The 24,251-nt window shown below is 65.6% G+C and carries 20 protein-coding genes; 13 read left to right on the top strand and 7 right to left on the bottom strand.

All coding sequences use genetic code 11. The features are described from left to right. Positions 1-50 precede the first annotated feature (50 nt). From AB0B64_RS59145 to AB0B64_RS59125, 5 genes are all read left to right on the top strand, one after another. Positions 51-1,262: a helix-turn-helix domain-containing protein gene (locus tag AB0B64_RS59145; RefSeq protein WP_358205700.1), complete on the top strand. Its 1,212-nt coding sequence runs from the start codon at positions 51-53 to the stop codon at positions 1,260-1,262. Between the two features lie 311 nt (positions 1,263-1,573). Beyond that, positions 1,574-2,947 (top strand): L-serine ammonia-lyase, encoded by a 1,374-nt coding sequence (locus AB0B64_RS59140; protein ID WP_357961611.1) that lies wholly within the window; start codon positions 1,574-1,576, stop codon positions 2,945-2,947. 190 nt (positions 2,948-3,137) lie between these two features. After that, complete coding sequence (locus tag AB0B64_RS59135) at positions 3,138-5,183, top strand: prolyl oligopeptidase family serine peptidase (protein WP_357961609.1); 2,046 nt, start codon at positions 3,138-3,140, stop codon at positions 5,181-5,183. Positions 5,184-5,207: 24 nt separating this feature from the next. Then, on the top strand, positions 5,208-6,122 hold the full coding sequence (locus tag AB0B64_RS59130; RefSeq protein ID WP_358205690.1) for an alpha/beta hydrolase: 915 nt from the start codon (positions 5,208-5,210) through the stop codon (positions 6,120-6,122). Between the two features lie 261 nt (positions 6,123-6,383). Further along, positions 6,384-7,301 carry an IS3 family transposase gene (locus AB0B64_RS59125; protein WP_358205684.1) on the top strand — a complete coding sequence of 306 codons (918 nt, stop codon included), beginning with the start codon at positions 6,384-6,386 and terminating at the stop codon, positions 7,299-7,301. Between the two features lie 626 nt (positions 7,302-7,927). Here AB0B64_RS59125 and nagA read toward each other — a convergent pair. From nagA to AB0B64_RS59100, 5 genes are read right to left on the bottom strand one after another with little or no spacing between them, the layout of a single operon-like run. After that, positions 7,928-9,148 carry an N-acetylglucosamine-6-phosphate deacetylase gene (gene nagA, locus AB0B64_RS59120; protein ID WP_358205678.1) on the bottom strand — a complete coding sequence of 407 codons (1,221 nt, stop codon included), beginning with the start codon at positions 9,146-9,148 and terminating at the stop codon, positions 7,928-7,930. 32 nt (positions 9,149-9,180) lie between these two features. Next, on the bottom strand, positions 9,181-10,041 hold the full coding sequence (locus AB0B64_RS59115; protein ID WP_358205672.1) for a carbohydrate ABC transporter permease: 861 nt from the start codon (positions 10,039-10,041) through the stop codon (positions 9,181-9,183). After that, complete coding sequence (locus tag AB0B64_RS59110) at positions 10,038-11,009, bottom strand: sugar ABC transporter permease (protein ID WP_357961595.1); 972 nt, start codon at positions 11,007-11,009, stop codon at positions 10,038-10,040. Before AB0B64_RS59110 ends, AB0B64_RS59115 begins: the two co-directional genes overlap by 4 nt. After that, a complete protein-coding gene (locus tag AB0B64_RS59105; protein WP_358205666.1) occupies positions 11,002-12,267 on the bottom strand; it encodes an extracellular solute-binding protein in 1,266 nt (421 codons plus the stop codon). Before AB0B64_RS59105 ends, AB0B64_RS59110 begins: the two co-directional genes overlap by 8 nt. A 13-nt stretch (positions 12,268-12,280) precedes the next feature. Further along, the gene (locus tag AB0B64_RS59100) at positions 12,281-13,207 is read right to left on the bottom strand and encodes an ROK family protein (protein ID WP_357961589.1); all 927 of its coding nucleotides are present in this window, start codon (positions 13,205-13,207) and stop codon (positions 12,281-12,283) included. A 158-nt stretch (positions 13,208-13,365) separates the two neighbouring features. On the opposite strand from AB0B64_RS59100, the gene AB0B64_RS59095 reads away from it, so the two are divergent. The 5 genes from AB0B64_RS59095 to AB0B64_RS59075 all read left to right on the top strand — a co-directional run bounded on the left by AB0B64_RS59095 (position 13,366) and on the right by AB0B64_RS59075 (position 17,924). Further along, complete coding sequence (locus tag AB0B64_RS59095) at positions 13,366-14,163, top strand: DeoR/GlpR family DNA-binding transcription regulator (protein ID WP_357961586.1); 798 nt, start codon at positions 13,366-13,368, stop codon at positions 14,161-14,163. 188 nt (positions 14,164-14,351) lie between these two features. Continuing rightward, entirely contained in the window at positions 14,352-15,386 is a 1,035-nt protein-coding gene (locus AB0B64_RS59090) for a Gfo/Idh/MocA family oxidoreductase (RefSeq protein WP_357961583.1), read from the top strand. After that, the gene (locus AB0B64_RS59085) at positions 15,383-16,267 is read left to right on the top strand and encodes a sugar phosphate isomerase/epimerase family protein (RefSeq protein WP_358205655.1); all 885 of its coding nucleotides are present in this window, start codon (positions 15,383-15,385) and stop codon (positions 16,265-16,267) included. Before AB0B64_RS59090 ends, AB0B64_RS59085 begins: the two co-directional genes overlap by 4 nt. Then, a complete protein-coding gene (locus AB0B64_RS59080; RefSeq protein ID WP_357961575.1) occupies positions 16,264-17,121 on the top strand; it encodes an alpha/beta hydrolase in 858 nt (285 codons plus the stop codon). The genes AB0B64_RS59085 and AB0B64_RS59080 overlap by 4 nt, the downstream gene beginning before the upstream one ends. Continuing rightward, entirely contained in the window at positions 17,118-17,924 is an 807-nt protein-coding gene (locus AB0B64_RS59075) for a BtpA/SgcQ family protein (RefSeq protein ID WP_358205646.1), read from the top strand. Before AB0B64_RS59080 ends, AB0B64_RS59075 begins: the two co-directional genes overlap by 4 nt. A 1,364-nt stretch (positions 17,925-19,288) precedes the next feature. On the opposite strand, the gene AB0B64_RS59070 is transcribed toward AB0B64_RS59075, so the two are convergent. Together AB0B64_RS59070 and AB0B64_RS59065 are read right to left on the bottom strand one after the other, a co-directional pair. Continuing rightward, the gene (locus AB0B64_RS59070; protein WP_358205643.1) at positions 19,289-20,236 is read right to left on the bottom strand and encodes a carbohydrate kinase family protein; all 948 of its coding nucleotides are present in this window, start codon (positions 20,234-20,236) and stop codon (positions 19,289-19,291) included. Between the two features lie 31 nt (positions 20,237-20,267). Further along, positions 20,268-21,728: an APC family permease gene (locus AB0B64_RS59065; RefSeq protein WP_358205637.1), complete on the bottom strand. Its 1,461-nt coding sequence runs from the start codon at positions 21,726-21,728 to the stop codon at positions 20,268-20,270. Between the two features lie 164 nt (positions 21,729-21,892). Here AB0B64_RS59065 and AB0B64_RS59060 point away from each other — a divergent pair, with 164 nt between their 5' ends. The 3 genes from AB0B64_RS59060 to AB0B64_RS59050 all read left to right on the top strand — a co-directional run. Then, positions 21,893-22,672, top strand: coding sequence for a DeoR/GlpR family DNA-binding transcription regulator (locus tag AB0B64_RS59060; RefSeq protein WP_358205632.1), 780 nt, complete (start codon positions 21,893-21,895; stop codon positions 22,670-22,672). Between the two features lie 426 nt (positions 22,673-23,098). Next, positions 23,099-23,785 carry a HAMP domain-containing sensor histidine kinase gene (locus tag AB0B64_RS59055; protein WP_358205626.1) on the top strand — a complete coding sequence of 229 codons (687 nt, stop codon included), beginning with the start codon at positions 23,099-23,101 and terminating at the stop codon, positions 23,783-23,785. A 307-nt stretch (positions 23,786-24,092) separates the two neighbouring features. Further along, positions 24,093-24,251: DUF5999 family protein (locus AB0B64_RS59050; RefSeq protein WP_357961556.1), on the top strand; the 159-nt coding region annotated here is incomplete at its 3' end.

Raw genomic sequence — 24,251 nt, 5'->3', positions numbered from 1 at the left:
CCCTCAGATGGCAAGCGCGACTCCGTCGTCGGACACCGTAGGCTTACGCCGTGGTGTCTGAACTGCAACGACTCGTCGAAAATCTCGGCAACCGCCTCGGCCGATCGGTCGCGGTCGATGATCCGGCCCTGCATCTGCTGGCCTACAACCCCCATGCCGGCACCATAGACACAGCCCGTACCGAATCCATTCTCAAGCGCGCGGTCCCCCGCGAGGTCGTCCAATACGTCTATGACTGCGGAGCGGCTACAGCCGAGGATCTGTTCACCGTCCCTGCCCGTCCTGACATGAGCATGGACATAGCCCGGATCGGCATGCCCATCCGCCACCGGGGCGCGCTTCTGGGATTCATCTGGCTGCTGGCCTCCGACGGGCCTGTTGGCGATGATCACGCAGATGCCGTACGCCGATCAGCCGAGACAGTCGCCATGATCATGCATCGCGAATACCTGCTCGGCGAACTCAGCCGTGGTCGCGAACGCGAACTGACCCGCGATCTTATTTCTGGTCATGCCGAGGTCCGCACGCAGGCAGCCGATCAACTGGTCTCCGAGAATCTGTTCTCAGCCGGTCCTGCCCTGGCCTTGGTCGTCAGCTTGACGCGGACCGGTGCACCTCTCACCGATTCCGACCGGATCGCGCTGGCCGCAGGCGTCGACTTCGGCCGGAATCGTCGCCCGCAGCGCACAGCCCTCACGCTTGAACGTCCCGACCATGCCATTCTGTTGCTGGCCCAGCACGACGCTATCGAGCGCCAAGCGATCAAGGATCTCGCCGGTTCCATTCGCGAACGCGTGCTGGCCGAAACGGAAACCGGAGGACACTGCTGGGTCGGCATCGGTGAGGCCCGGGCAGCGCTCAGCGATGTCCACCACTCCTACGCCGATGCCCGCCGCGCAGCCGACGTCGCACGCATCGTCCATGTGCTCGGTACGGTCGTCCGGTACGGCGAACTCGGGGTGTACGGCATGCTCGCCGAACTTCCCGCCGACAGGCTCGCCGACAGCCTGCATCCAGGTCTACGGGCGCTGTTCGAACGGCACAGCGCCGGTGACGACGCGCTCGTCGAAACGATAGAGACGTTTCTCGACAACGCGGGCCATGTCAAAAAGACCTCCGACCGGCTGAGAATCCACCGCACAAGTCTGTATTACCGCCTCAGAAGGATTGAAGAGATCACCGGGCTCGATCTGTCTCTGGGCAATGACCGGCTGACTCTGCACCTGGGCCTCAAGATGGCTCGACTCATTGAAATACGCTGATGCACGTTCCATCGCCTGCCGGACTCATCGCGGAGCCCCTCGTCTGAATCAGCTTCTCCTGGGCATCATCGGGTGAGCGCTTGTCGACACATGTCGAAGACAGCGGCGACCAATCCCATCGATAATCCGATGTGCCACGTGCTTACCGAATCTACTGTGTAGATGCCCGCCCCAACGGCCTCCACCGACGAATCACCATGCGTAAGCCACAAAAGGAAATCAACTAGTCCTCCCGGAATCTACGCCTTTCGCGAGGATCAGCTGAACCTCGCCTGCCCGCATCATTGAGCATCCACATCTCGGGAACCACCATGACGTTGAGCGCATTTGACCTTTTCAGCATTGGCATCGGCCCCTCCAGTTCACATACCGTCGGCCCGATGCGAGCAGCGCTGCTCTTCATGGAGAGCCTGAGCCTGTCCGGCACACTGCAGCGAGTTGCACGAGTACGGGCAGAGCTGTTCGGCTCGCTCGGCGCGACCGGCCGCGGCCATGGCAGCGACAACGCGGTCCTGCTGGGACTCTTGGGGGAGCGACCCGAGGACGTGGACACCGATGCCGCCCCCGACCTCGTGGCCCAGATCCGCGCTCGAGGACGGATCCTCCTGTCGGGCGGGCACGAGATCGCCTTCAACGAGCACGCCGATCTCACATTGCACCGCCGCAAAACCCTTTCGGCACACCCTAATAGCATGACTTTCCATGCCTTCGACAGCGAAGGCGGAATACTCGCCACGCGCACCTACTACTCCGTCGGCGGAGGTTTCGTCCTCGCAGATTCCCCAGCGAACAGGCCCATGATCGTGCCGGACCCGACCCCTGTACGTCACCCCTTCCGTACCGCGGCGGAACTGCTGGGACACTGCCGTCGAGAACAAGTTCCGATCAGCGCGGTGATGCGACGCAACGAACACTACTGGCGTGCAGACCAGGAGATCGATGCAGGCCTGATGCACATCTGGCAGGTCATGACCGACTGCGTACGGCGGGGTTGCGCCCGCGACGGCGTGCTGCCGGGAAGTCTGAAGGTCCCGCGGCGGGCCAAGACCTGGCACGACAAGCTCTCCACCGAGGACGTCGACGGCGATCCCCTGGCCGTGACGGACTGGGTAAGCCTGTACGCGCTCGCGGTCAACGAGGAGAACGCCTCCGGCGGTCGCGTCGTGACCGCGCCGACTAACGGAGCTGCCGGGATAATCCCCGCCGTACTGCACTACTACCGGCGGTTCGTGCCCCACGCCAACGACGAGGGGGTCGTACGGTTCCTGCTCACAGCGGCCGCGGTCGGTGTGGTACTGAAGGAGACTGGATCGATATCGGGCGCCGAGGTGGGCTGCCAGGGCGAAGTCGGGTCGGCCTGCGCGATGGCCGCCGCTGGCCTCACAGAAGTATGTGGTGGCAGTCCAGAACAAGTGGAGAACGCCGCCGAGATCGGATTGGAGCACCACCTCGGGCTGACCTGTGACCCTGTCGGCGGACTGGTGCAGATTCCCTGCATCGAACGTAACGCCGTGGCAGCCAACCAAGCGATCAACGCCAGCCGAATCGCCCTGCGTGGCAACGGTAGGCACATTGTGACACTGGACAAAGCCATCAAGACCATGCGCCAAACCGGTGCCGACATGAAAACCAAATACAAGGAAACCGCCCGCGGCGGGCTGGCAGTCAACGTCATCGAATGCTGACATCCAGCAGAGGCCAATGCCCACGCGGTCGCTATCCCCGCCCGTACGGCGCCTCAGTGCGGACCCCCCGGACCCGACATTCGATGGATCCTGTGCACGAATGTCTCATCCAATGTCGGATAACTGCGGCCGGCCTGTTGGGCAAGATGAGCTGCGACAGCAGTGATGGAACATCAGAGGGAAGTGAAGAGTGGCGGCAACCCACGACTGGGAGCGATTTCGCCGATTCCTCACTTGGAACGAGCTAGTCGCCGGCGGCACCGTCACCCAGCCGTGCATCACCGGGAACGGAGCTGTCCGGTGGACAGACGGCGATGGCGTGACATGGCATCTAGACCCCATCACCGGTCGGCGTGGCGTCAGTGACGACCCCGACGGACAGAACCCGCAGCGGGATGCGCGGTGGGGACCACGTGAGATACGACCGCCCTCGTCCGAGGGGGCGCCGGCAGTGGGCGAGGCGCTTTCCCCTGACGGCATGCACGTCCTCACCGAGATCGACCACGAATTGGCCGTCCGTGATATCAGGACCGGCGCCACCCGCATACTCACCAGCGGTGGCAGCGCCGATCTGCCGTGGCGTGTCGACGCCCAGGCGGAGTCCCTGATCCCGGCACCTCCGGTGTGGTCCCCCGACGGATCGCGGGTCCTATCACTGCAGGCTGATCTGACCGGGCTCGACCAGTACCCACTCGTTGACTGGTCGACCTATCCCCCGGCGATCCAGATGCATCCATACCAGGTGGAAGGACGCCCCAGAAGAGCGCTCTCCCGAGCCGCTTTCGTGTCCGTCGCGACCGGTGAGATCGTGTTGGCCAAGGTGGAGGATGGAGCCCGGTTCCTGCCGTTGCGGTGGACTACCGATGGGGATGCCTTTCTCGCCATCACCTACATGCCCGACGGCATCCTCTCGGTGATCCGCCTGGACGCCGCCGACGGCACGAGCGAGACGATCGTCCAGGAGCGCATCATCGCACTCCACGCCTACCTGCCCGCGGCGTTGAGCGCTGCCCTCACACCAGTGCCGGATTTCGACGGGTTCGGCTGGACCTCAGACCGCGACGGCACGCTCCGGCTGTATGTGGCGCGCAGCGGTGGCGGCGACATGATCGCGGTGACCCCTGAGGGGACGCAGGTATCGCGGGTCGTCGGTCCCACCGCGGACGGCGGTGTCCTGCTGCTTGCACGCACCGATCCGAACCGGCCATACGACCTGCACATCTGCCGGACCGACGCGCGAGGCGCCTTCAAGGTGCTGACCGATCTGCCTGGGACACATGATGCCACCCTGCTCGGGGACGGCTCGCTCTTCCTGGACGCGCACTCGAGCCTGGACCGTCCACCGCGCACGGACCTGTGGAACGCCGATGGGACGCATGTCGCCGTCCTCGAAACGGCGAACATCGCCGGAGTGAAACAATTGGGGCGCGGCGCTGCCGAGAGTTTCGTGGTGAAGGCCGCCGATGGAGTCACCGACCTCTACGGGGTGTTGTTCCAGCCACCCGGATTCGATCCGCGCCGCAGCTATCCGGTGATCGACTGCATCTACGCCGGGCCGCAGACGATCTCGCATCTCAATCGCTACAGTGATCCGCCCAAGCCGAGCGGGTCGGTCTGGACCTCCGCCGCGACCCTCGCGGAGGCCTTCGCTCAGCTCGGCTTCGTCGGCATCGTCCTGGACGCGCGAGGAACACCTGGCCGTGGCCGCTCCTTCCAGGAAGCAGCCGCCGACGAGTTCGGCACCATCGCGGTACGCGATCACGTGGCCGCCATCACGGGCCTAGCCGCCGAGCGACCGTGGCTGGATCCAACTCGCTGCGGCGCCATCGGACTGTCCTTCGGCGGCTACCACGCCGCCCGCTGCGGACTGCTCGCACCGCAAGTCTTCCGCGCGATCGTCGCGGCCGCAGGTCCCTATGACCTCGAGGTCATCGCACCCGGATGGTTCGAACGCCTGCTCGGCGCGTCCTACTCGGCCGACCCGCAGCGCTTCGCCGACGCCGGCCTCGTAACGCACGCAGCGGATTTCCGGTCCGAGCTCATGCTCGTGCACGGAACTCACGACGTCAACGTCCCCTTGGTGCACACCATGAGGTTCTCCGACGCGTTGATGCAGGCGGGAAGGCAGCACGAACTGGTCATCCTCCAGAATGAGTCGCACCAGATCACCGGCACTCACCAGCTGTACGCACTCGAATCAGCGGCCAGGTTCTTCCTGCGCCATCTTCTGGCCTGAAATGCCGCTGACGGAGGAGACAACATGCAACGCGGCTACCAAGAACTCTTCATCGACGTGGGCCATGGCATTCACATCGCGGTGCGCGACTACCCCAGCAATGGCAGGCCACTGGTGCTATTGCATGGTGCCGGACTGAACCTCGCCCTGTGGGATGCCGTCGCCGACGTACTCGCCCACCGCTACCACGTGGTAGCACTCGACTTCCTCGGGCACGGCGCGTCATCCGTACCCGAGGGATTCACCGTCGAGGCCGATCTCGCCGCGTTGGAGCGCGTTATCGCCGAGCTCGGGCTGTTCCGGCCAGCCGTGATCGGGCACTCCTACGGAGGGATGCTCGCCGTACGGTACGCCGTCGACCATCTGGAGTGTCCGATAGTCATTAACATCGACGGCCACGGCGACGGACGGGCCGAGCACTACGCCGGCAAGACCCCGGAGGAGGTAGGGCGGTTCTGGACACAGCAGTACGAGGCGCTGCTCGCCTACCTCGACGGCGAGGATTCCGGATCGCATGAGCTACGCGAGACGCACCTGGCCCGCATGGGAGCCTACGCCGAGGCGCACGGCGTCGCGCCGGAAACGATATCCGCGTTGGCGAAGCGTTCGATCCAACGCGATCGCAGGGGCGGCTGGAACCGTAGGCCCGGAGCCGACTTGAGCGTGGACATGTATCGGCAACTGTCCCGACTGGACATGTTCGGGCTCTACCTGAAGGTACGGTGCCCGGTGGTTCTCGTGCTCGCGTTGAAACCGCCGTTGATCCCCGAGCCGGATGCGGACTTCATACGCGCGCATCGAGCAGGAATCGATAAAGCCTTCACTGAAATGGCGGCGACCATGCCCAACCTGCGACTGCTCCGGACCGACGCTCGGCACCTGATGCCGATGGAGCGCCCGCATGAACTCTGCCAACTGATCGTGGACTGTTACCCCTAGCATCAATGTGCCCCCCGTGGGGTCCGCGGGCGGTCGGTGTAGGCGCGGTCGACGGCGAGGGTGCCGGCGGGCAGGCCGAGCGGGGCGCCTGCGGCTCGCCAAGCGCCTGAGCCACCTCCTTGGCCCGCATCGGCCGGCCCGCGCTGGTCATGGTAGGCACCGACAAAGGTTGAAAGGAGGGAGCGCGGATTCCTCTGCCGCCTGAAGGCTGTGACGTGCCACAGTTAGCGTCGCACGCTGCGGGCTGGAGGGGCGCCGGACGTGCGCGAGAGCGGGCGGGTGTTCGCCGATCGCCGGATGCTCGTGCCGCCTTCTTCGCGCCGACAGTCAATGACGCTCGCCAAGTACGAGCTGATCGACGCGGAGAAGGCTTGCCATGCGATCGCCCGGATGTGCGCCTGGTTGGGTGTGTCCCGCTCGGGCTATTACGAGTGGCTCGGTCGGCCGGCCTCGGCCACCACGCAATGCCGGACGCTGCTGACTGCTCTGGTCGCCGAGATCTTCGCCGACTCACACGAGACCTACGGCTACCGGCGCGTCCACGGCGCTCTACTGCGCCGCGGCGAGTCCTGCTCGGCCGAACTGGTGCGGGCCTTGATGCGCGAGCTGGGCCTGGTCCCGTCCCAGGTGCGAGCTTTTCGGCCGGTCACCACCGTGCAGGGCGACTTTCGCGGCATTCCCGACCTGGTCGGCCGCGACTTCACCGCCGAGCGGCCGGGCACCAAGCTGGTCGGCGACATCACCTACATCCGCACCTGGGAGGGCTTCCTCTACCTGGCCACCGTGATCGACTGCCACAGCAAGGCGGTCCTCGGCTGGGCGATGGCCGACCACTACCGCACCGACCTGATCAAGGACGCCATCCGGATGGCAGCCGGCACCGGCCTGCTCCAGCCCGACGCTGTGTTCCACACCGACCGCGGCTCGAACTACACCTCGGATGAGTTCGGCCGCTTCCTGGCCGGCCTGGGCATCCGCCGCTCGGTCGGCCGCACCGGCGTCTGCTACGACGACGCAATGGCCGAGTCGTTCTTCAGCACGATCAAGAACGAATGGTTGCACCGCTTCGTCTTCACCACCCGAGCCAAAGCGAAACGGCAGGTCATCCGCTGTCCGGAATCACCGTGGCCCCTCACCTCACCCGGGCACCACACCAACGCCGGCATCATCGCCAGCTGAGCCTGCGACGCAGCGTCGCCAAGGACCTGCTTGCAGGTGCCCTCGAACGGCCCGGCCGCGCAGTGCGGATCATTCGCGCGGCCGTTGCGCACAACGCCGATTATCGGCGTACGGGTTCACGTGCACAGCCGCGTACGAATGACCATCCGTACGCGGCGCCACACCTAGATGCGTACGCCGACACCGATTGCACCTGAAGTCCGAGGAGTCCTGGCTCTGCACTCCTCGGAGCGGGAAAGAAGCCTTCGCCGGAGAGGAAGCGATGGGATCAGGGTTGATCCGCAGTCATGCGTTGATGGGGTTTGGGCCCGCCATCCCCACGCGGGAACGGAACGATGGACTCTGACGCGTCAGGCTGTCGATCTTCGCTGGAAGGGAGCGTGCGATGGCCCGCAACGGTGGAGGTGACACAGTCCGACGAGCAACCGCCGAGGTAGGCGCCGTTGAAGGGCTGTTCCCATACGCCGGAGCCCGGCCGCGATGGCCAGCAGCGTCGCGCTTGGTGACAAGGCCCAGAGCCTATCGACCGATCCCGGGCGACTTAGGCGGTCCCATTCGTCGTCAGGTGTGAACGCCGCGCTGGACCCCGGGCTTGTCCGGGGTTCAAGCGCTTGTCGTGTCTGGAATCAGCCGGGATGTGCTTCGGCGTCGGCCTCACCGTGCTGCCTGCTCGGGGGGTCGAATCGGCGGGGGCGCAGAGGGGTGCCGAACGCCAATTCGCCGCCGATCCAGGCTGCCCTCGCGGTGAGGTCCTCATCCAGCCAGACCAGGTCGGCCTGCGCGCCGACCGCGATGCGGCCCAGGTCAGGGCGGGCAAGCAGGTCGGCCGGGCGCGTTGCGGCGGCGGTCACCGCGTCGGGAAGTGGCAGGCCCAGCCGGACTGCGTTGGCGAGCGCGCGGTCCAGTCGCAGCGTGGAGCCGGCGAAGGCCCCGTTGGCTGAGGTGGGTGGGCGGTCTGCCGTCGTGTGGATGGTCTGGTTGCCGAGTTGGTACCGGCCTGGCGTTGTGCCCGCCGCGGCCACGGCGTCCGTTACCAGGACCAGGCGTGAGGCCCCCGTGGCGAAGGCCAGCTGCGCGGCCTGAGGACTGAGGTGGTGGCCGTCGAGGACGAGGCTGAAGGACACTCGGGGGTCGACCAGGGTTTGGCCGATCACTCCGGGGTCGCGGTGATGAAACGGGCGTTGCGCGCTGTACAGGTGGGTGACGCATCGTGCGCCTGCGTCGATGGCGGCATGGGTTTGCGCCGCGGTCGCGTCGGTGTGCCCGAGCGAGACCAGGACGCCTGCCGAGGCGAGTTCTTCGATGGCTGTGAGCGCTGAGACCCTTTCGGGCGCGAGCGTGATCGCTGCCAGGGTTCCGGTCGGTGCGGCGTTGAGAAGAGCGCTGATGTGTTCCGGTTCGGGATCGCAGAAGAAGCTGGGGTTGTGGGCGCCCGCGTGCGCCGGGGAGAGAAACGGTCCTTCGACGTGGGCGCCGAGCAGGCGGGCCCGCGGAGTGCTCGACGGCGTGTTCATCGCCGTGTGGCACCGGCCGAGGGCTTGCGCCAGGTCGGGTATGGGCGCGCTCACGAACGCTGCAGCGAAGGAGGTCACGCCTGTCTCTGGCAGCCGCTGTGCGATGTGCTGCCAGCCGGCGGGGTCTGCGTGCGAGAAGTCGATGCCATGGTAGCCGTTGACCTGGAGGTCGATCAGGCCCGGGATCAGGGTTCCGTCTTCCAGTACCACATCCGCTTCTGCCGGATCGGCGGATGGGCGTACTTCGGTGAAGGCGCCGTTTTCGATGGTCAGGGCCACCGCAGCCCATTCTCGGCCGTCCACGATCGCGCGGCGGGCGAAGATCTTCTGCATGAATGCTCCTTCGTGGGTGGTCGCCCGGCTGGCTATTTGATCGCGCCTGCGGTCAGGCCGCCGACGAGGTGTTTCTCGATCATGGCGAACAGGATGACTACCGGCACGATCGCGATGACGGAGGCGGCGAAGAGCTGGTCCCAGTGTTGCTCGTAGCCGGTGACGTACGAGCTGAGTCCGACCGTCAGCGGCTTCTTGTCGTCGTCCTGCATGAGCGTGAGGGCTACCACGTACTCGTTCCATGCCGCGATGAAGGTGAAGGTGATCGCGGTCACCACGCCGGGCAGGACCAGCGGCAGCATGACGCGGAGAAGTGTCGCTGGGCGGCCGCAGCCGTCGAGCTCTGCGGCTTCCTCCACCTCCTGCGGGACCGAGGCGAAGAACCCGTGGAGGATCCAGATCGCGAACGCCAAATTGAAGGCGGCGTTGGTCACGATGATCGCGAAATAGGTGTTGATGAGGTTGACCTCGAAGTACTCGCGGTAGATCCCGACGACCAGGCACGCCGGCGAGAACATCTGTGTGACCAGCACTGTGAAAAGGAACGCGCCGCGGCCGGGGAAGCGGTGGCGGGCCGTGAAGTAGGCGGCCGGGACGGCGGCCAGGAGCACGATGGCGGTGGACGCGGCGGCGACGATGAGGGAGGTCTTGAGCCAGTTGCGGAAGCGTGCGTCGGTGGCTATGTCGGTGTAGGCCGCGAGTGTCCAGTGGCGGGGAAAGAGGGTCGGCGGTGTCTGCAGCACGTCCGCGCTCGGGCGCAGCGAGTCAAGGATCATGACCAGGTACGGGCCGAGGAAGGCGACGGCGACGGCGAACCCGGTGACGGCGAGCACATAGCGGCGGGCCCTCTTCCACCCTCCTCTCGCCGGCGGGGCTGTGGGCGCGGCCGTCATGCCTCGGTCTCCTGCCATTTGACGATACGAAGGTAGGCCACGACCACGACGAGGATCAGCAGCACGTTGAAGACCCCGGCGGCGGCGGACTGGCCGATGTCGCGTTCGGCGCTCTTGAAGGCCAGCTTGTACATGAAGGTGATGGTCGTGTCGTGGGTGAAGCCGGGGTTGCGGTCGTTGAGTGTCCAGATGACGGGGAAGGAGTTGAAGAGGTAGATGACGTTGAGGACGATCGTGACGATCAGGGCCGGGCGCAGCAGCGGCAGCGTGATTCTGCGGTAGATCCTCCACGCGCCCGCCCCGTCGATGTGGGCGGCCTCGTACACGTCGCGGGGGATGGTGTTGAGCCCGGCCAGCAGCACGTACGTGCTGAACGGGATGGAGACGAAGACCCCGACGGCGATCATGGACGGCATCGTCCAGCGATCGTCGCCGAGGAAGTCGATCGGGCGGTCGATGATACGCGCGCCCATCAGCAGCCGGTTGAGGATGCCGTGGTAGTAGTCGTAGATCAATGTGAAGAGTCGGCCGGTGATCACCAGCGAGGCGGCCCACGGCACGATGACGGCCCACCGTACGAAGCGCCGGCCGCTGAACTCCTTGGCGAGGAACTGGGCGAGGGCCAGGCTGATGACGATGGTGAGGGCGACGACGCCCAGGACCCAGACCACGGTGTTGGCCAGGACGGTGGGCAGAGCCGGCTGCTGGAGGACATGCGCGTAGTTGGCGGCTCCCGCGTCGCCGAGATGCAGTCCGGTGATCGAGTAGCGCGACAGCGATGCCCGGACCAGCTCGTAGGCGGGGTAGAGGACGACGCCGCCGATGAGCAGCAGCGCCGGTCCCAGCCAGAGAACCGATCTGAGCGGTGATACGCGACCTCGGGGCCGAGGTCGGCGCCGGCGGGCGGGCGGCGCCCGGTGCTCCTTCGGCCGATCCGTTGTGCGTGAGGCCTGGCCTGGCTCAGCCACCGGACTTGGCCAGCTTCTGCAGGTCGCCCAGCACGGCGGCGGGGTTGCCGCTCGGGGCGACCGCGGTTCCGATGTTCTGCTGTACCGCGATCTTGATCTTGTCCCACGTGGGGTCGTCTGTGGGGGTCAGGTGGATGTTGGGCAGGGTGTCCAGGTAGACCTTGAGGCCGGCGTCGGAGGCGAATGCCTTGAGTCCCGATTTGGTCACCGGGAGGAAGCCTTCGCCTTTGATCCAGGTGTTCACCTGGTCGGGCTGGTAGTACAGCTCGTAGAACTTCTTGACGGCGTCCTGGTTCCCGGCCTTCTTGAAGGCCATCAGGTAGTCCGTGACGCCGTAGGTCTGGGGCGGGCCGCCGTCCTTGGTCGGCATGGCCGCCACCCCGTAGTTGATCTTCTTGTCCTGGTCCAGGCTGGTGGCGAACTGCGAGAGCCCGACGACCATGCCGGCTTTGCCCGAGGAGAAGAGTGAGAAGGCGCCGTCGGTGCGGTTCGTCTTGCCGGGGTTGTTCTGTGTGACCCGGTTTTTGGTCGACAGGTCCTTGAGGAACTGCAGTGTTTCGACGTTCCTGGCCGAGTTGATCGTCCAGTTGCCGTCGGTTTTCCAGGCACCGCCGTTGTTGAAGGCCCAGATGGAGAACTCCGCTTGCGCCTCTTCGGGACCGAGAGGCAGGGCGTAGCCGACTGTTCCGTCACCGATGGCGGTGATCTTCTCGGCCGCCGACACGAACTCCGTCCAGGTGGTCGGAGGTGCCGTGATACCGGCCCGCCGGAACAGGTCCTTGTTGTAGAACATCGCTCGACTGGACGCGAGGTCGGGGAAGCCGTACATCTTGCCGTTGTAGGTTCCGCTCTTGACGAAGGCGTCGATGAGATCGGCCTTGGTCGCGGCGGGCAGTACCTCGTCGGAGTTGTAGAGCAGCCCGTCCTTGGCGTAGCTGGCGTAGGCGTTGAGGTTGAGGATGTCCGGCGGGCTGCCGTTCTGAATCATGGTGCTGGTCTGCTGGTCGATGTTGTCCCAGCCGATGATCTGCAGATTAATCTTGATGCCGGTCCGGGTCTGGTATTCCTTGGCGAAGGCGTCCCAGAACGTCTTCGTGTGGTCCTTGCTGTATTCCGCGATGACGACCTTCAGTTCCTTGACGCCGGCATCGCTGCCCGCGGGTGAGACATTGCCGGATCCGGTGCCGCCGCTGCACGCGGTGAGCAGAACCGATGCCGCGGCTGCGGCGAGCAAGGGGATGGCACTCTGCTTCTTCATCTGTTTCTCCTGTTCAGTTACGGGGGTGCTGCCGGGTGAGGGCGGCTGCGCCGGCGATGCCAGCATCGATGCCGAGGGCTGCGGGGACGATGTCGACCGCCGTCGTGCTTGGCAGGCCGCTCCCGTGGAAGGCATCGCGCAGTGGCGCCCAATAGGCTGGGCCGATCTGGGAGACGCCGCCGCCGACCACGACCCGTTGCGGGTCGATGACCGTGGCCAGCCCGGCCAGGGTTCTGCCCAGAGCTTCGGCCCCTTGGTTGAGCACAGTGATCGCGGCGGTATCGCCGCGACGTGCACGTTCGGCCACGTGCCGCAGGTCGAGAGGGGGGTTGCGGCGGGTCAGCCGGGCGTACGCGGCAGCCATCGCCGGGCCGGAGGCGACGGTCTCCAGATGTCCTGTCCGTCCGCAACTACAGGCATCGCCGCCCGCTGCGGAGACCGGGACGTGACCGAGTTCGCCCGCGCCGTGATGAGCGCCGGTCAACAGGCGGCCGTGGAGCACGAGTCCGCCGCCGACACTCGTTCCGACGCTGGCATACAACACGTCGGATGCGCCGCGGCCGGCTCCGTAGCGGTGCTCCCCCAGGGCGAAGGCGTTGACGTCGTTGTCGACGACGACGTATCTTCCCGAAGCCCGGCCGAGATCGTCGGCGAGCTCGGTTCCAGCCCAGCCGGGCATGGTGTCCGTAGCGGTGACGACGGACCCGCGACGGGAGTCGATCACGCCCGGGCTGCCGATACCGATCGGCAGGTGCGAGCCTGCGGCTCCGGCGCCAAGAGTGCGGCACGTGTCGGCGATCAGGCCGATGATCGCCGATGGCCCCTGTCCGTGGGGTGTAGGAAGAGACATCCGGCGATGTACGAGGCCGCGCTCGTCCACGAGTCCCGCGGCGATTTTGCTGCCGCCGAGATCGACACCGATCGCGAACACGTCAGCCATGCGACCTCCCGTTCCGCCGGCCCACGACCGATGCCAGGGCACTGGCCAGGTGGTGCAGGCGTTATGCACGATTGCGTGCATCGCAGCATGCAGTCGGCGGATAATGTGCGTCAAGTGCTACATTGTGTGCATTTCTGGGTGCACGTAGGGAGAAGGTCATGCAGTCTGCGGCTCGTCGGCGTGCCTTGCTCGAACAGCTTCGGGCAACCGGTTACGTGGCGACGGGCGGGCTGGCACGCCAGTTCGGCGTCGACGGCTCCACCATCCGCCGCGACCTGGCGCACCTGGAGCGGGCGGGACTCATCAGACGCACGCGCGGCGGACTGCTCCCGGCCGAGCCGGCCGCCGCCATCGACGTGCCCTACGACGTGCGGCGTACAGCGGATCTGGCGGAGAAGGCCGCCATCGCCGAGGCAGCGGCCGATCTTGTCGAGAACGGCCAGTCCGTGATCCTGGACAGCGGTTCGACGGCTTACCAGCTTGCTCTGGCACTGCGCCGGCAGAAGAAGGCGATCTTCGTCGTCACCAACGATCTGATGATCGCCGTATGTCTCGCCAACGACCCCACGATCCGCGTACATGTGACGGGCGGATCTCCCATCGACACGGCGTACACGCTGGTCGGCCCATCCACAGTGACGGAGCTCGAAGGCCTGCACGCGGACTGGGCATTCCTCGGTGCCGAGGCGGTACATCACGAGGCCGGTATCACGAACATCAACATGGTCGAACTCCCGGTGAAGCGCGCCATGGTCAACGCCGCCGAACGGGTCGCCGTCATCGCCGCCAGCCCCAGATTCGGCAAGCGGGCCCTGGCGCCGGTGTGCTCTCTTGACGCCATCTCCTTGTTCATCACGGACGACGGGATCGCCGACGACGAGCGCGCGCACTATGGATCCCGGCTGCGCATGGCTCCCGTAGCCACCGGACACGCCGACACACCTGCAGAGGGGTAGTGACCTCCGGGAACGCAGACGATCATGATGCGTGCAGCCGAAAGTGCACGCATCTGCCTTATTGACGCACGCTTCCGTGCATGATGTGGTGTTCACGCTGACCAAGACCGGTCGCTGGTGACGCCCACCGCGCTCGCATACAGCCACAGCGCGCAGTGGGCCACATACCCGAGGAGACAGCCCACATCGTGTCCCAACACATTCGTCTCGGCGTCATCGGATGCGGACGCATCTCCCAAGCCGCTCATCTGCCGGCCATCGCGAAAGCCGAGAACGTCGAGCTCACGGCAGTGTGCGACGCGAGCGTCGCGGTGGCGGAGGCCATGGCCCGGCGCTACAGCGCGAGAGCCTTTTCCCGGCTTGACGACTTGCTCGACGCGGGTGTCGACGCCGTACTGATCGCGATCCCCGACCGATTCCATGCCGAAGTAGCGCAACTCGCGCTGCGGGCCGGCAAACACGTCCTCATCGAGAAGCCCATCGCCGGCACCATCGCCGAGGCCGAACAGGTGCGAGACCTGGCCGCTTTGACGGGCCTCGAGCTGCAGGTGGCGAGTATGAAGCGGTTTGACCCCGGCGTGCAGTACGCCGCCGAAGCGGTCGCCAAGATCGGCCCTCTGCGCAGCGTCGTCGGCTGGTACCGCGTGATGTCACGGCTACGCGCGCCGATCGAAGCGACCCTCTTCCCTCCGTTGATCGTCGACCCCGCCGTGCAGTCACGCGAGCTGGAGTACAAGGCGGCCCACCGAGCCGAGCATCTGCTGGCTACCCATGGCATCCACACCGTCGACCTGCTGCGTTACCTGGCGGGCGATTACGAGATCCACAGCGCGGTTCTGTCCACCAACGAGCGGGACTACAGCTGGCATGCCCTGGGCCGCCTGCACGACGGAGCCGCGGTGAGCCTGGAGGTGACGGCCAGCGTCCATGCCGAATGGTCCGAAGGTTTCGACCTCTACGGCGACCGCGGTCATGTCCGGCTGCGCTGCCCCTTCCCCTTCACCAAGCAGCCCAGCACCGTCAGGACCTTCGACGAGGCCACCCAGACCTACTCCGAACCGGTGTTCGGCGACAGCGACCCGTACGAGCGCCAGGTCGAGTCCTTCGCCCAGGCCATCCTCCTGGGCAGAAGTGCCGACCCCACCGCCGGCGATGGCATCGAAGCCCTCAAGATCATCGAGGCGATCCGGGACGCCGCCGGCCAGCCTGAGGACCATCGATGACACTCCGCGAGCCGCAAGGGGCGGCGCTCCCCGAGGTCGGCGTCTTCGCCCGCACGTTCCCCCGCGACACCGCCGCCGAGGTCGCGGACGCCGTCGCGGCGGCCGGCTTCACCCTCGCCCAGTTCAACTTCTCCGCGATCGCAACCCCAACTCTCGCACCGGATGTCTCCGCCGCGACCGTCGCCTCCGTGGGGCAGACCTTCCGTGACGCGGGAGTCAGCCTGTGGGGGCTGTCGGCCACCTACAACATCATCAACCCCGACCAGGCCCGCCGCACCGAGCAAACCCATGACGCGGCACGGCTGATCAGACTCTCACCCGCGCTCGAGGTCACCGCGGTGACGCTGTGCAGCGGAACGCGCAACGCCGACAACATGTGGGCAGACCACCCGGACAATCGATCCCCCGCAGCCTGGGCCGACCTGCGCACCACCCTCGACACCCTCCTGGAAGCCGCCGCCGAGGCGGGTGTCACACTCGGCATCGAACCGGAACCAACCAACGTCATCGACTCCGCCGAACGCGCCATGCGGCTCATCACCGAACTCGGAGCGGACGCCCGCCACGTCGGCATCGTCCTCGACCCCGCCAACCTCGTCACGGCGCGAACCCTCGACCACCAGCGCGACATCTTCGACGAAGCCTTCGACCTGCTCGGCGAGCACATCATCGGCCTGCAGGCCAAGGACCTCACCGCCGCCGGGCCCGCACCGCTGGGCCGCGGTGACCTCGACCACTCGCTCATCTGCGACCGCGCTCTCCAACTCGACCATCCGGTACCCATCATCATCCAGGACACCGCCGACCACGACGCCGCCCGAGCCGGGACCTACCTCCGCGAACAGCTCGACGCCGCAGGTCGAACACGGAGAGATCCGTGAGCACGCTCTCGTCCGCAGACAGCTACGTCCAAGCAGCCCAGGTGACACATATACCTGCAAGCGCGCCGACTGCCGGCACCATCGTGCTGGTGCACGGCCTGGGCGGCGACACCACACAGTTCGACGCCTTCCTCCCCCATCTGACCAGGCTCCCCTACGATGTGCTGCTGCCGGACCTGCGCGGCCACGGCAAGACCACGCTGACCGGAGACGCGGGCGACTTCACCTTCCAGCAGTTCAGCGCCGACCTCGCGGCGCTGCTGACCGCCCGCTCCATCCCCCGGCCGCTCGTCGGCGTCGGCATCTCCATGGGTGCCGGAGTCCTGGCCGCGCTGGCGATCCAGGAGCCCCAGCTGTTCGGTGGGCTCGTCTTCATCAGGCCCGCCTGGGAGGACCGGCCCGACCCCGGCAACCTGCGCGCGTTCAGGGTCATTGCCGACCTTCTCGCCACGCGCGACAATGCCGCCGCCGCTGCGGAATTCGCCCGATCCGCCGTCTACCAGGCCATACGCCGGGAATCCGAGACCGTTGCGAACAGCCTGATGGACCAGTTCGCCGCCCCGCACGCAGCCGCGCGGCACGTTCGGCTCGCGCGGATGCCCATGTCCGCCCCCTTCGCCGACCTGGCCGATCTCCAGCGCATCCGGGCGCCTGTCGCGGTCATCGGAACCCGGCACGACCCGCTGCATCCGCTGGATATCGCCCGCGACTGGGCCGATTCGTGCCACACCACGCTGCACGTCGTACCGCCGAAACAAGCGTCCGACGACCGTTACGTCACCGAATCCGCCGCGATCATCGCGACCGTCGCCGGCCAAGTCCGCGACTGCTCTTCGAAAGGACCCCTGTCGTGACTTCCAGGTTTCACGCCATCTTCGGACCGGGAACGAAGCCCCTCATCGCCATGGCCCACGTGCCGGCGCTCCCCGGAACCCCGCTGTACGACGAGAAGGAAGGCATCTCCGGCCTGGTCCGCCGTGTCCGCCAGGATGTGGCGGTCCTGGTCGACGCCGGCTTCGATGCGATCCTCTTCTGCAACGAGAACGACCGCCCCTACGAGCTGAACGCCGGACCCGAATCCGCGGCGGTCATGGCCCGCGTCGTCGCCGAATGCCGCCCTGAAGGGATTGCCTTCGGCGTCGACTTCCTGTGGGACCCGCGCATCGCACTCGCCGCCGCCATCGCTTGTGAAGCCTCATTCATCCGTGAGGTGACCACCGGCGTGTGGGAATCCGACATGGGACTCTGGAACACCAACCCTGCGCACACGCTACGTGAACGCCGTCGGCTCCACGCAGACGGCCTCGGGATCTTCATGAACATCACACCCGAGTTCGCCTCGCCCATCGGAAATCGCCAGGCCCCGGAAACAGCTCGTTCAGCTGTCATCTCCAGTCTCGCCGACGCGATCCTGGTGTCCGGTCCCATGGCAGGAGCAGGCCCCGACCTGTCCACCGTGCAGGCCGTGCGTGAGGCGGTGCCGGCTGACGTTCCGGTCCTTCTCAATACCGGCGCCAAGCGGGGTACCATCCGAGAGTTCCTCTCCGTCGCGGACGGCTGCATCGTCGGCAGCGACCTCAAGATCGACGGCTACACCTGGAATGCCGTGGACCCGGCCCGGGCCACCGAATTCGTCAAGATAGCCCGCTCTCTCTGAGGATTACCTTTATGCGGTGTCTTGCGGGGTCGCCCCGGACAGTTCGGTAGACCCGGCGACTGCGCCGGGTCCCTCGTTCACGATCAGGAACTGGGCAGCGACTCTCCTGGTAAAAGGGTGTGGCCGGTGGCGGCGCGATCGTGCTGCTATGGTCCGCCCGTCGCGATCCGGGCACTGCGATGAGCACCATGACCGCCACCGCGTCCCGCCTCAGAGCAGTTCGCCTCGGTTGCGCAGGAGCGGGGCCTCGGCATCACCAGAAAGGGGTGGCGACGCTCAGCCAACCTGGTGGAGGTCAAGGCCGTCGCACACATATCGAGCAGGACATGATTACCCTTTCTCCTCCTGCCGCACCAATTCCAATTGGAGTCGTGGACATAGACGAGCTGCCGGGCACCCACGACCTTGTAGATTAACTGAGCAGCTGGCCGCTTGCGCGGATGCCACCGTGGTGAGGCTGTCGGCGAAAGCCATCGGATAGCCATCGCCGCGATCGAAGCCGGGGCCCCATCTGGTTCCCTGAGCATTCTTGCATTCGGTTTCTCCTTCGTTTCGATGCTCGGGTTTCGGCTGCGTGCTGGACAGCGACGAGTTCAGGATGTGCGAGGGCCACCTTCTCCCTCACCCTGGAGCGCGCGCACATCGACGGTTGAGGCCCCGCCCTTCAGGAAGCCCCGTAGTTCAACACGTCCTGGGGAAGGGACTCCGTCGACGTGGCCGTCACGCGCCGCGCCCGTGTGGTGGCGTGTCCGAGCCAGACGCCTGACCCACACCTCGTCCGCGGACACCTCTGGCTTCGAACCGGCGATGCGCATCGGCCGCATGCTCAGCCGGGTGGCACGTCGGCCACCCGCAACTGTGAGCACGCCCTGCTCGGCCTGCTTACGCAGGCGATCCAGGCATGGCGGTGTCTTTGGCGTGGTCCGGGACGCGCACACGATGCAGGGTGAAGCGGGTCTCCGCATCCCAGGCCCGGGAGTTGGGCACCCACCATCTGGCCGCCGTCCCGGACTCCGGGCGCCACCAGTTCGTCCCGCAACGCCCCGTCGACTCCGCCGGTGACAATTGCCTGAAACCGGTCGGCGACATCGTCGCCGCGACGGGCCACTGCACCGGCTCCGAGCTCGCGAATCAGGTCCCGTCGGCGGCCAAGGCGTCCACGATCACCGTATGCCATCAGCCTTGGCCCGTTGGATCACCTAGCTGGCGAAAGGCCCTTGCTGGTCCGGTGACGGCCAACGTCTGCCCTGGGGCGAGCCCCAGCCGATCGAGTGCGATCCCTGCGGTCAAGCCCGTTCATCGGCGGCGTGCAGGAGGCAGGCAGCACGGGTGCATCAAGCGGTGGTGCACCCGAGGCCGTGAGATTATCCAAATTCGTCCGTGTGCTGTCGAAAGAGATTTGCTAGGTCCGATCGGCGAACGTGCCGGTCATGTGATGGGCGAACGGTTGTCTCGGTCGCGATGATTGTGGCCAGTCGAGCGCCCTGGACCCACGACATATGATTCGCCAAGCCATAGAGCAGCCCCGCGTCGAAGCAGTCGCCGGCACCCGTCGTCTCAGTGGACGGTAGCGCTCGCGCGGGGACAGCGAATTCCTCTCCGGGGCCAACACCTATGCAGCCTGCGGGGCCAAGCTTGGCGATGATCCAACCGCCCGATGATGCGTGAAGGGCTCTGGCCGCTGCCCATGGATCCGAGTGGCCACCGATGACGGACAGCTCCTGCGCATTCGGCAGGAAGACGTCCACGTGTGGGAGCAAGGATCGCAGCCGGTCAACAGTGCCCGGTTTCCATCCATCCGGGTCTGATCCCGGGTCGAAAAGGGTACACCCGTCGTTGGCCTTGACCGCGCGCAACATGTCCTCGGTGGGCTGCCCGTGCAGGGCTGGCGTGGTGAAGTACCCCGTCAAGAGCACGAAGTCGGCGGTCAGGGCATCGTCGGGAAGGATGTTCCGGTCGAAGTGCCGCAGATGTCCTTCCACTGTTAGGAATCCCCGGTCGCGGAACTGGCTCTCGACGGCGATGGTGGCGGATGTAGGGCTCTTCGGGGTTCGAAGGATATGAGAGCAATCGGCGCCGGCCCGCTCAAGCAGGTCGGTGACCAAGGCCGCGACGGCGTCGTCGCCGAGCGATCCGTAGAGTTCGTGCCGCACGCCGAGGGCAGCCAGGGCCATGGCGGTGTTCCCCGCCCCGCCGCCGGGACGCACACTTATACTGTCGATCACTACCTCTGTTCCCGGAGGAGGCAGGCGATCAACGGAGGAGGCGATGATGTCGAGTCCCACGTTGCCGATGATGCTGATTCTGGACATGTCAGGGTCCTCTGCGTTGTGTTACCGGGCCTCAGTCGGTGATTGGATCCCCTCGCAGCCGACCGGGCGCGCGTAGCCTGACGACAACCGCGTAGGCAACGAATATCGCCAGCGTGGCGAGCGCGGCGATGACCACGCTTTTCCCCAGACGAAAGTCTGAGTCCCACAGCGCCAGGAAGAAACTGCGGTAGATGACGTAGAGATTGAGGACGATGCCCGCCACCGGGAGGATCGCATTACTGAGCCAGCGCCTGCGCGCCCGCGCGATCCTGGCGAAGAACAGCAGGTTGGCAAGGTTGACAGCGCTGTAGAGGATGAGGGCGAGGAATACGACGACCTGGGACCACCAGACGAATGCGTCCACGGCGTTCCCAAGGAGGACGAGCATCCCGCCGGCGCCGGATGCGCTCACCAGGTAGACCAGCGTCATGGCGTTGTGAGGTACGCGTGAACGGGGGTGGAGGCGTGCCAGCGGGCTGGGAAGCAGGTCCTGTCGCGCGATCGCGTAGATCATCCGCGAGGCGCCCAGCACCGTCGCCACATAAATGCCGGTCAAGGCTGTCATCGCAGTGATGATGATCAATATGTGACCCCATCCCCAGTAGTCGCGGGCCATGGGCGTTACCGCGGTCAACCCCATGGCGTTGTACTTGCTCACGGTCGACGGGGGCTCGGAGAGCGCGAATGCCCAGGTCGCGAAGACCCACACCAAGCCCACGAGGCTGACGGCCAGCAGCGTGGCCTTGGGGAGAAGGCGCCTGGGTGTGTGTGCTTCCTCCGCTAGGGTGGAGATGACGTCGAAGCCGGTGAAGGACAAGACGCCCAGGAGCACCGCGGTCCAGAACGCCGGCAAGCCACCCTGCCCCTCGGAGACCAGGAACGGGCTCAGACTGAGTTCGTGATCGATTCCTCGCGTGATGAGGATCGTCGCACACAGAGCGAGCAGTACCGCCGTCTCGATGATCAGGAAGGTGACCGCTGACTTGGTCGATGCCTGGATGCCTCGGTAGGTCATCATGCAGACGACGACGGTGACGAGTGCGGCTCCGAACAGCAGGGTCCAGGTCCCTGTTTCCACTCCGACAGCCCGCAGTAGGTCATTGAAGAAGAGACCGAACAGCAGCGGCTGCAGGATCACTTGAGTGATGTAGTACGCGATTGCCACCAGGCCCACCAGCAGTCCGGCGATCGGACTCGACGTTCGCCACGTCCAGGTGAAGGCCGCGCCGGTGGAGGGCATCTCTCGGTTGACGATGATGTAGCTGAGCGCATTGGGCAATGAGATGATCAATGCGGCCAGGAAGACAAGTGGGACAATCTGCCCAACCATGCCCTCCATTGGGCCCCATGTGCCATAGATCCCCATCGCCGGTGACATCATCACCGCGCCAAGGACCGTCAGCCCGACGAGTCCGACGGCGTTAGGCCGCAGGCCTCCAGATCTCGCGGGGTGTGAGGTTTGCGGGCTGTCGGGCGAGGATGAATAGGTCATCGCTCGGCCTCTCTTTCGGCCGTTCTGCGTGTCAAGCGCCAGCGCACGAAGCGCATGCGCGAATGCGCTCAACTATGATGTTCCAGGAGCTTGTATCGCACGGAATGCGGTGTCAATGCACGAAAGCGTGCGGCGATAAATGCACGCTTTCGAAGGGAGGCCTGATGTCCTCAACGGATCGCCGAAGGGTACTGCTCGAGCGCGTGCAGGCTGAAGGGTATGTCAGCGTCAAGGGGCTCGCTCGCGAGCTGTGTGTGGATAGCTCGACGATCCGCCGAGATCTGGCCCATCTCGAGCGAGCTGGTCTGATCAAACGCACCCGAGGCGGGCTGCTGCCAGCCAGTCCGGCTGAGGCGATCGACGTTCCTTACAATGTGCGGCGCGTGGAGCGCGTATCGGTCAAGAAGGCACTTGCCCAGGCGGCGGCCGAGCTGGTCGACGACGGGCAGTGCGTGATCGTCGACAGTGGTTCGACGATGTACCAGATAGCCTGTGCGCTGTGGGGAAAGCGCAACCTCACAGTGGTCACCAATGACCTGATGGTGGGTGTGCGCACGGCCGGGCATCCGACGAACCGCCTGCACGTCACCGGCGGCTTCCTGGTCGACACCGTCTATACCCTCGTCGGGCCCCTTGCCGTCGACAGCCTTACCCGCCTGCACGTCGACTGGGCATTCATCGGAGCCGAGGCGGTCCATCCGCAGGCGGGCATCACCAACATCAACCTCATTGAGGTGCCGGTCAAGCAAGCGATGATCGCCGCCGCTGACCGTGCTGTACTCGTGGCCGACAGCTCCAAGTTCGGCCACCGGGCCCTCGCCCATGTCTGCCAGCTTTCAGAGCTTGCGCTGATCCTCACCGACGATGAGCTCGCCGCCGGCGAGCGAAGCTCCTACGGCGCAGGGCTGAGGTGCATCCCTGCCTCATCTCCGTGCAATCCGTGATGCACGCTCGCGCGTATTGACTGCGCGAATTAGCGCATGCTGTGCTTGATACGTGCAGAAGTATAGAGCTCGGGATCGAGCAGACCGGCGGCAGCAGGATCGCTCTGGCTGCTGCCTGTTCGGCCCCGACCAAGGCTGAGGGTGTACAGCTAGCCCTAGTGGAGAACCGCCTCTCCAACGAGGTCGCTTGACGGCATCGGGTTCAGGCCCATTCTTCGCTGGAGTCGCTCGGATACCGGCGCCCTGCTTATCGCAGTTCCGATCGCTCGGCACAGGTATCTGGACAACGAGGGAAACTCACCCCGGTAGGAAAAATGTCCTTCTTACCGGTCTCTGAGACAGCATTCACCGGGCTTCTGCTGAAAGCCGTGCTCAGGGGAGGACCCTATGACTACAACTTGCGCTAACTGCGACATCGCTAGCCTCATGAGCAACATGGTGGAGCAAGTGCACGCACAGCAGCGGCAATTCGTCACCGATGCCTCACACGAACTGCGTACCCCTCTCACAGGGCTCCGACTGCGCCTTGAGGAGGCGCGGATGTATCCCAGCCAGACAGATCTTTGCGAGCTCATCCGCCACACCTTGCGGCAGGTGGACCGAATCCAGGACATCATCAGCGACCTGCTCGTGCTCGTAAGGCTGGACGTCGGCGCCAATGACGTGCCTGTGATCTTCGACTTGGCCGACTTCGTTGTGGACGAGGTCGGTAAGCGAGCCGACGGCCTACCCATTCACCTGAATCTGGAGCAGGGCTTGATCGTGGATGGCATGATAGGCGATCTTGCCCGTTTGCTGGGCAACCTGCTGGACAACGCGCAGCGACACGGAAGATCGACAGTGCAGGTGACGGTCCGCAGCGAGGAGGACAAGGTCGTCGTCACCGTTGACGATGACGGGCCAGGCATACCCGCCGAGGAGCGCGACAGGGTATTCGGCCGCTTTTCTCGGACCGATAGCGCTCGCAGCCGCCAGCTCGGCGGGGCTGGGCTTGGACTGGCGATCGCCCAGGGCATCGCACGCGCTCACAACGGCACCCTGACCGTCCGGGCCTCTGATATGGGAGGCGCTCAGCTCATGCTGCAGCTTCCACGCTTCAGCTCATCAAGATGACAGAGACGAAGCGGCGGCACCCCAGTCAGACGTCAGAGCCTGTGCGCCACATCGTACGTGGTAGGTCTGAATCGCTCCGGTTTCGGTGGAGACCTCCACCGAAACCGGAGCACACCAAAAGTCTCCACCGAATCCGGAGCGATTCACATCCTCTTTCCTGACTTCCTGAAATGGAGGGCTCCCCAATGACAGAGATGCGAGGGGCCGCCACCCTGACCGCGGTCACGACCACCATCGACCGGCTCGACACCGCCCGGCCAGCAGGAGAGATCAGATCGTTCACACGAGGATTCAAAGGACCGAGACCATGTGCCAGCATCAACCACCCTGTCCATCCGCAGACGCCATCGATCATGACGCGGCGCGTCTGATGGCCTACCACCCAGAGCAGGGTTGGGGTCTGCTCTGCAACGGTGTCATCGTCTTCGACGACACCGGCGAACTGCTGCCCGACGGACGGAGCATC

The sequence above is a fragment of the Nonomuraea sp. NPDC049129 genome (genome assembly GCF_040648495.1).
GTDB lineage: Bacteria > Actinomycetota > Actinomycetes > Streptosporangiales > Streptosporangiaceae > Nonomuraea.
Note: the sequence above shows the minus strand (reverse complement) of the source record. Positions and strands in the feature narration are given on the sequence as shown.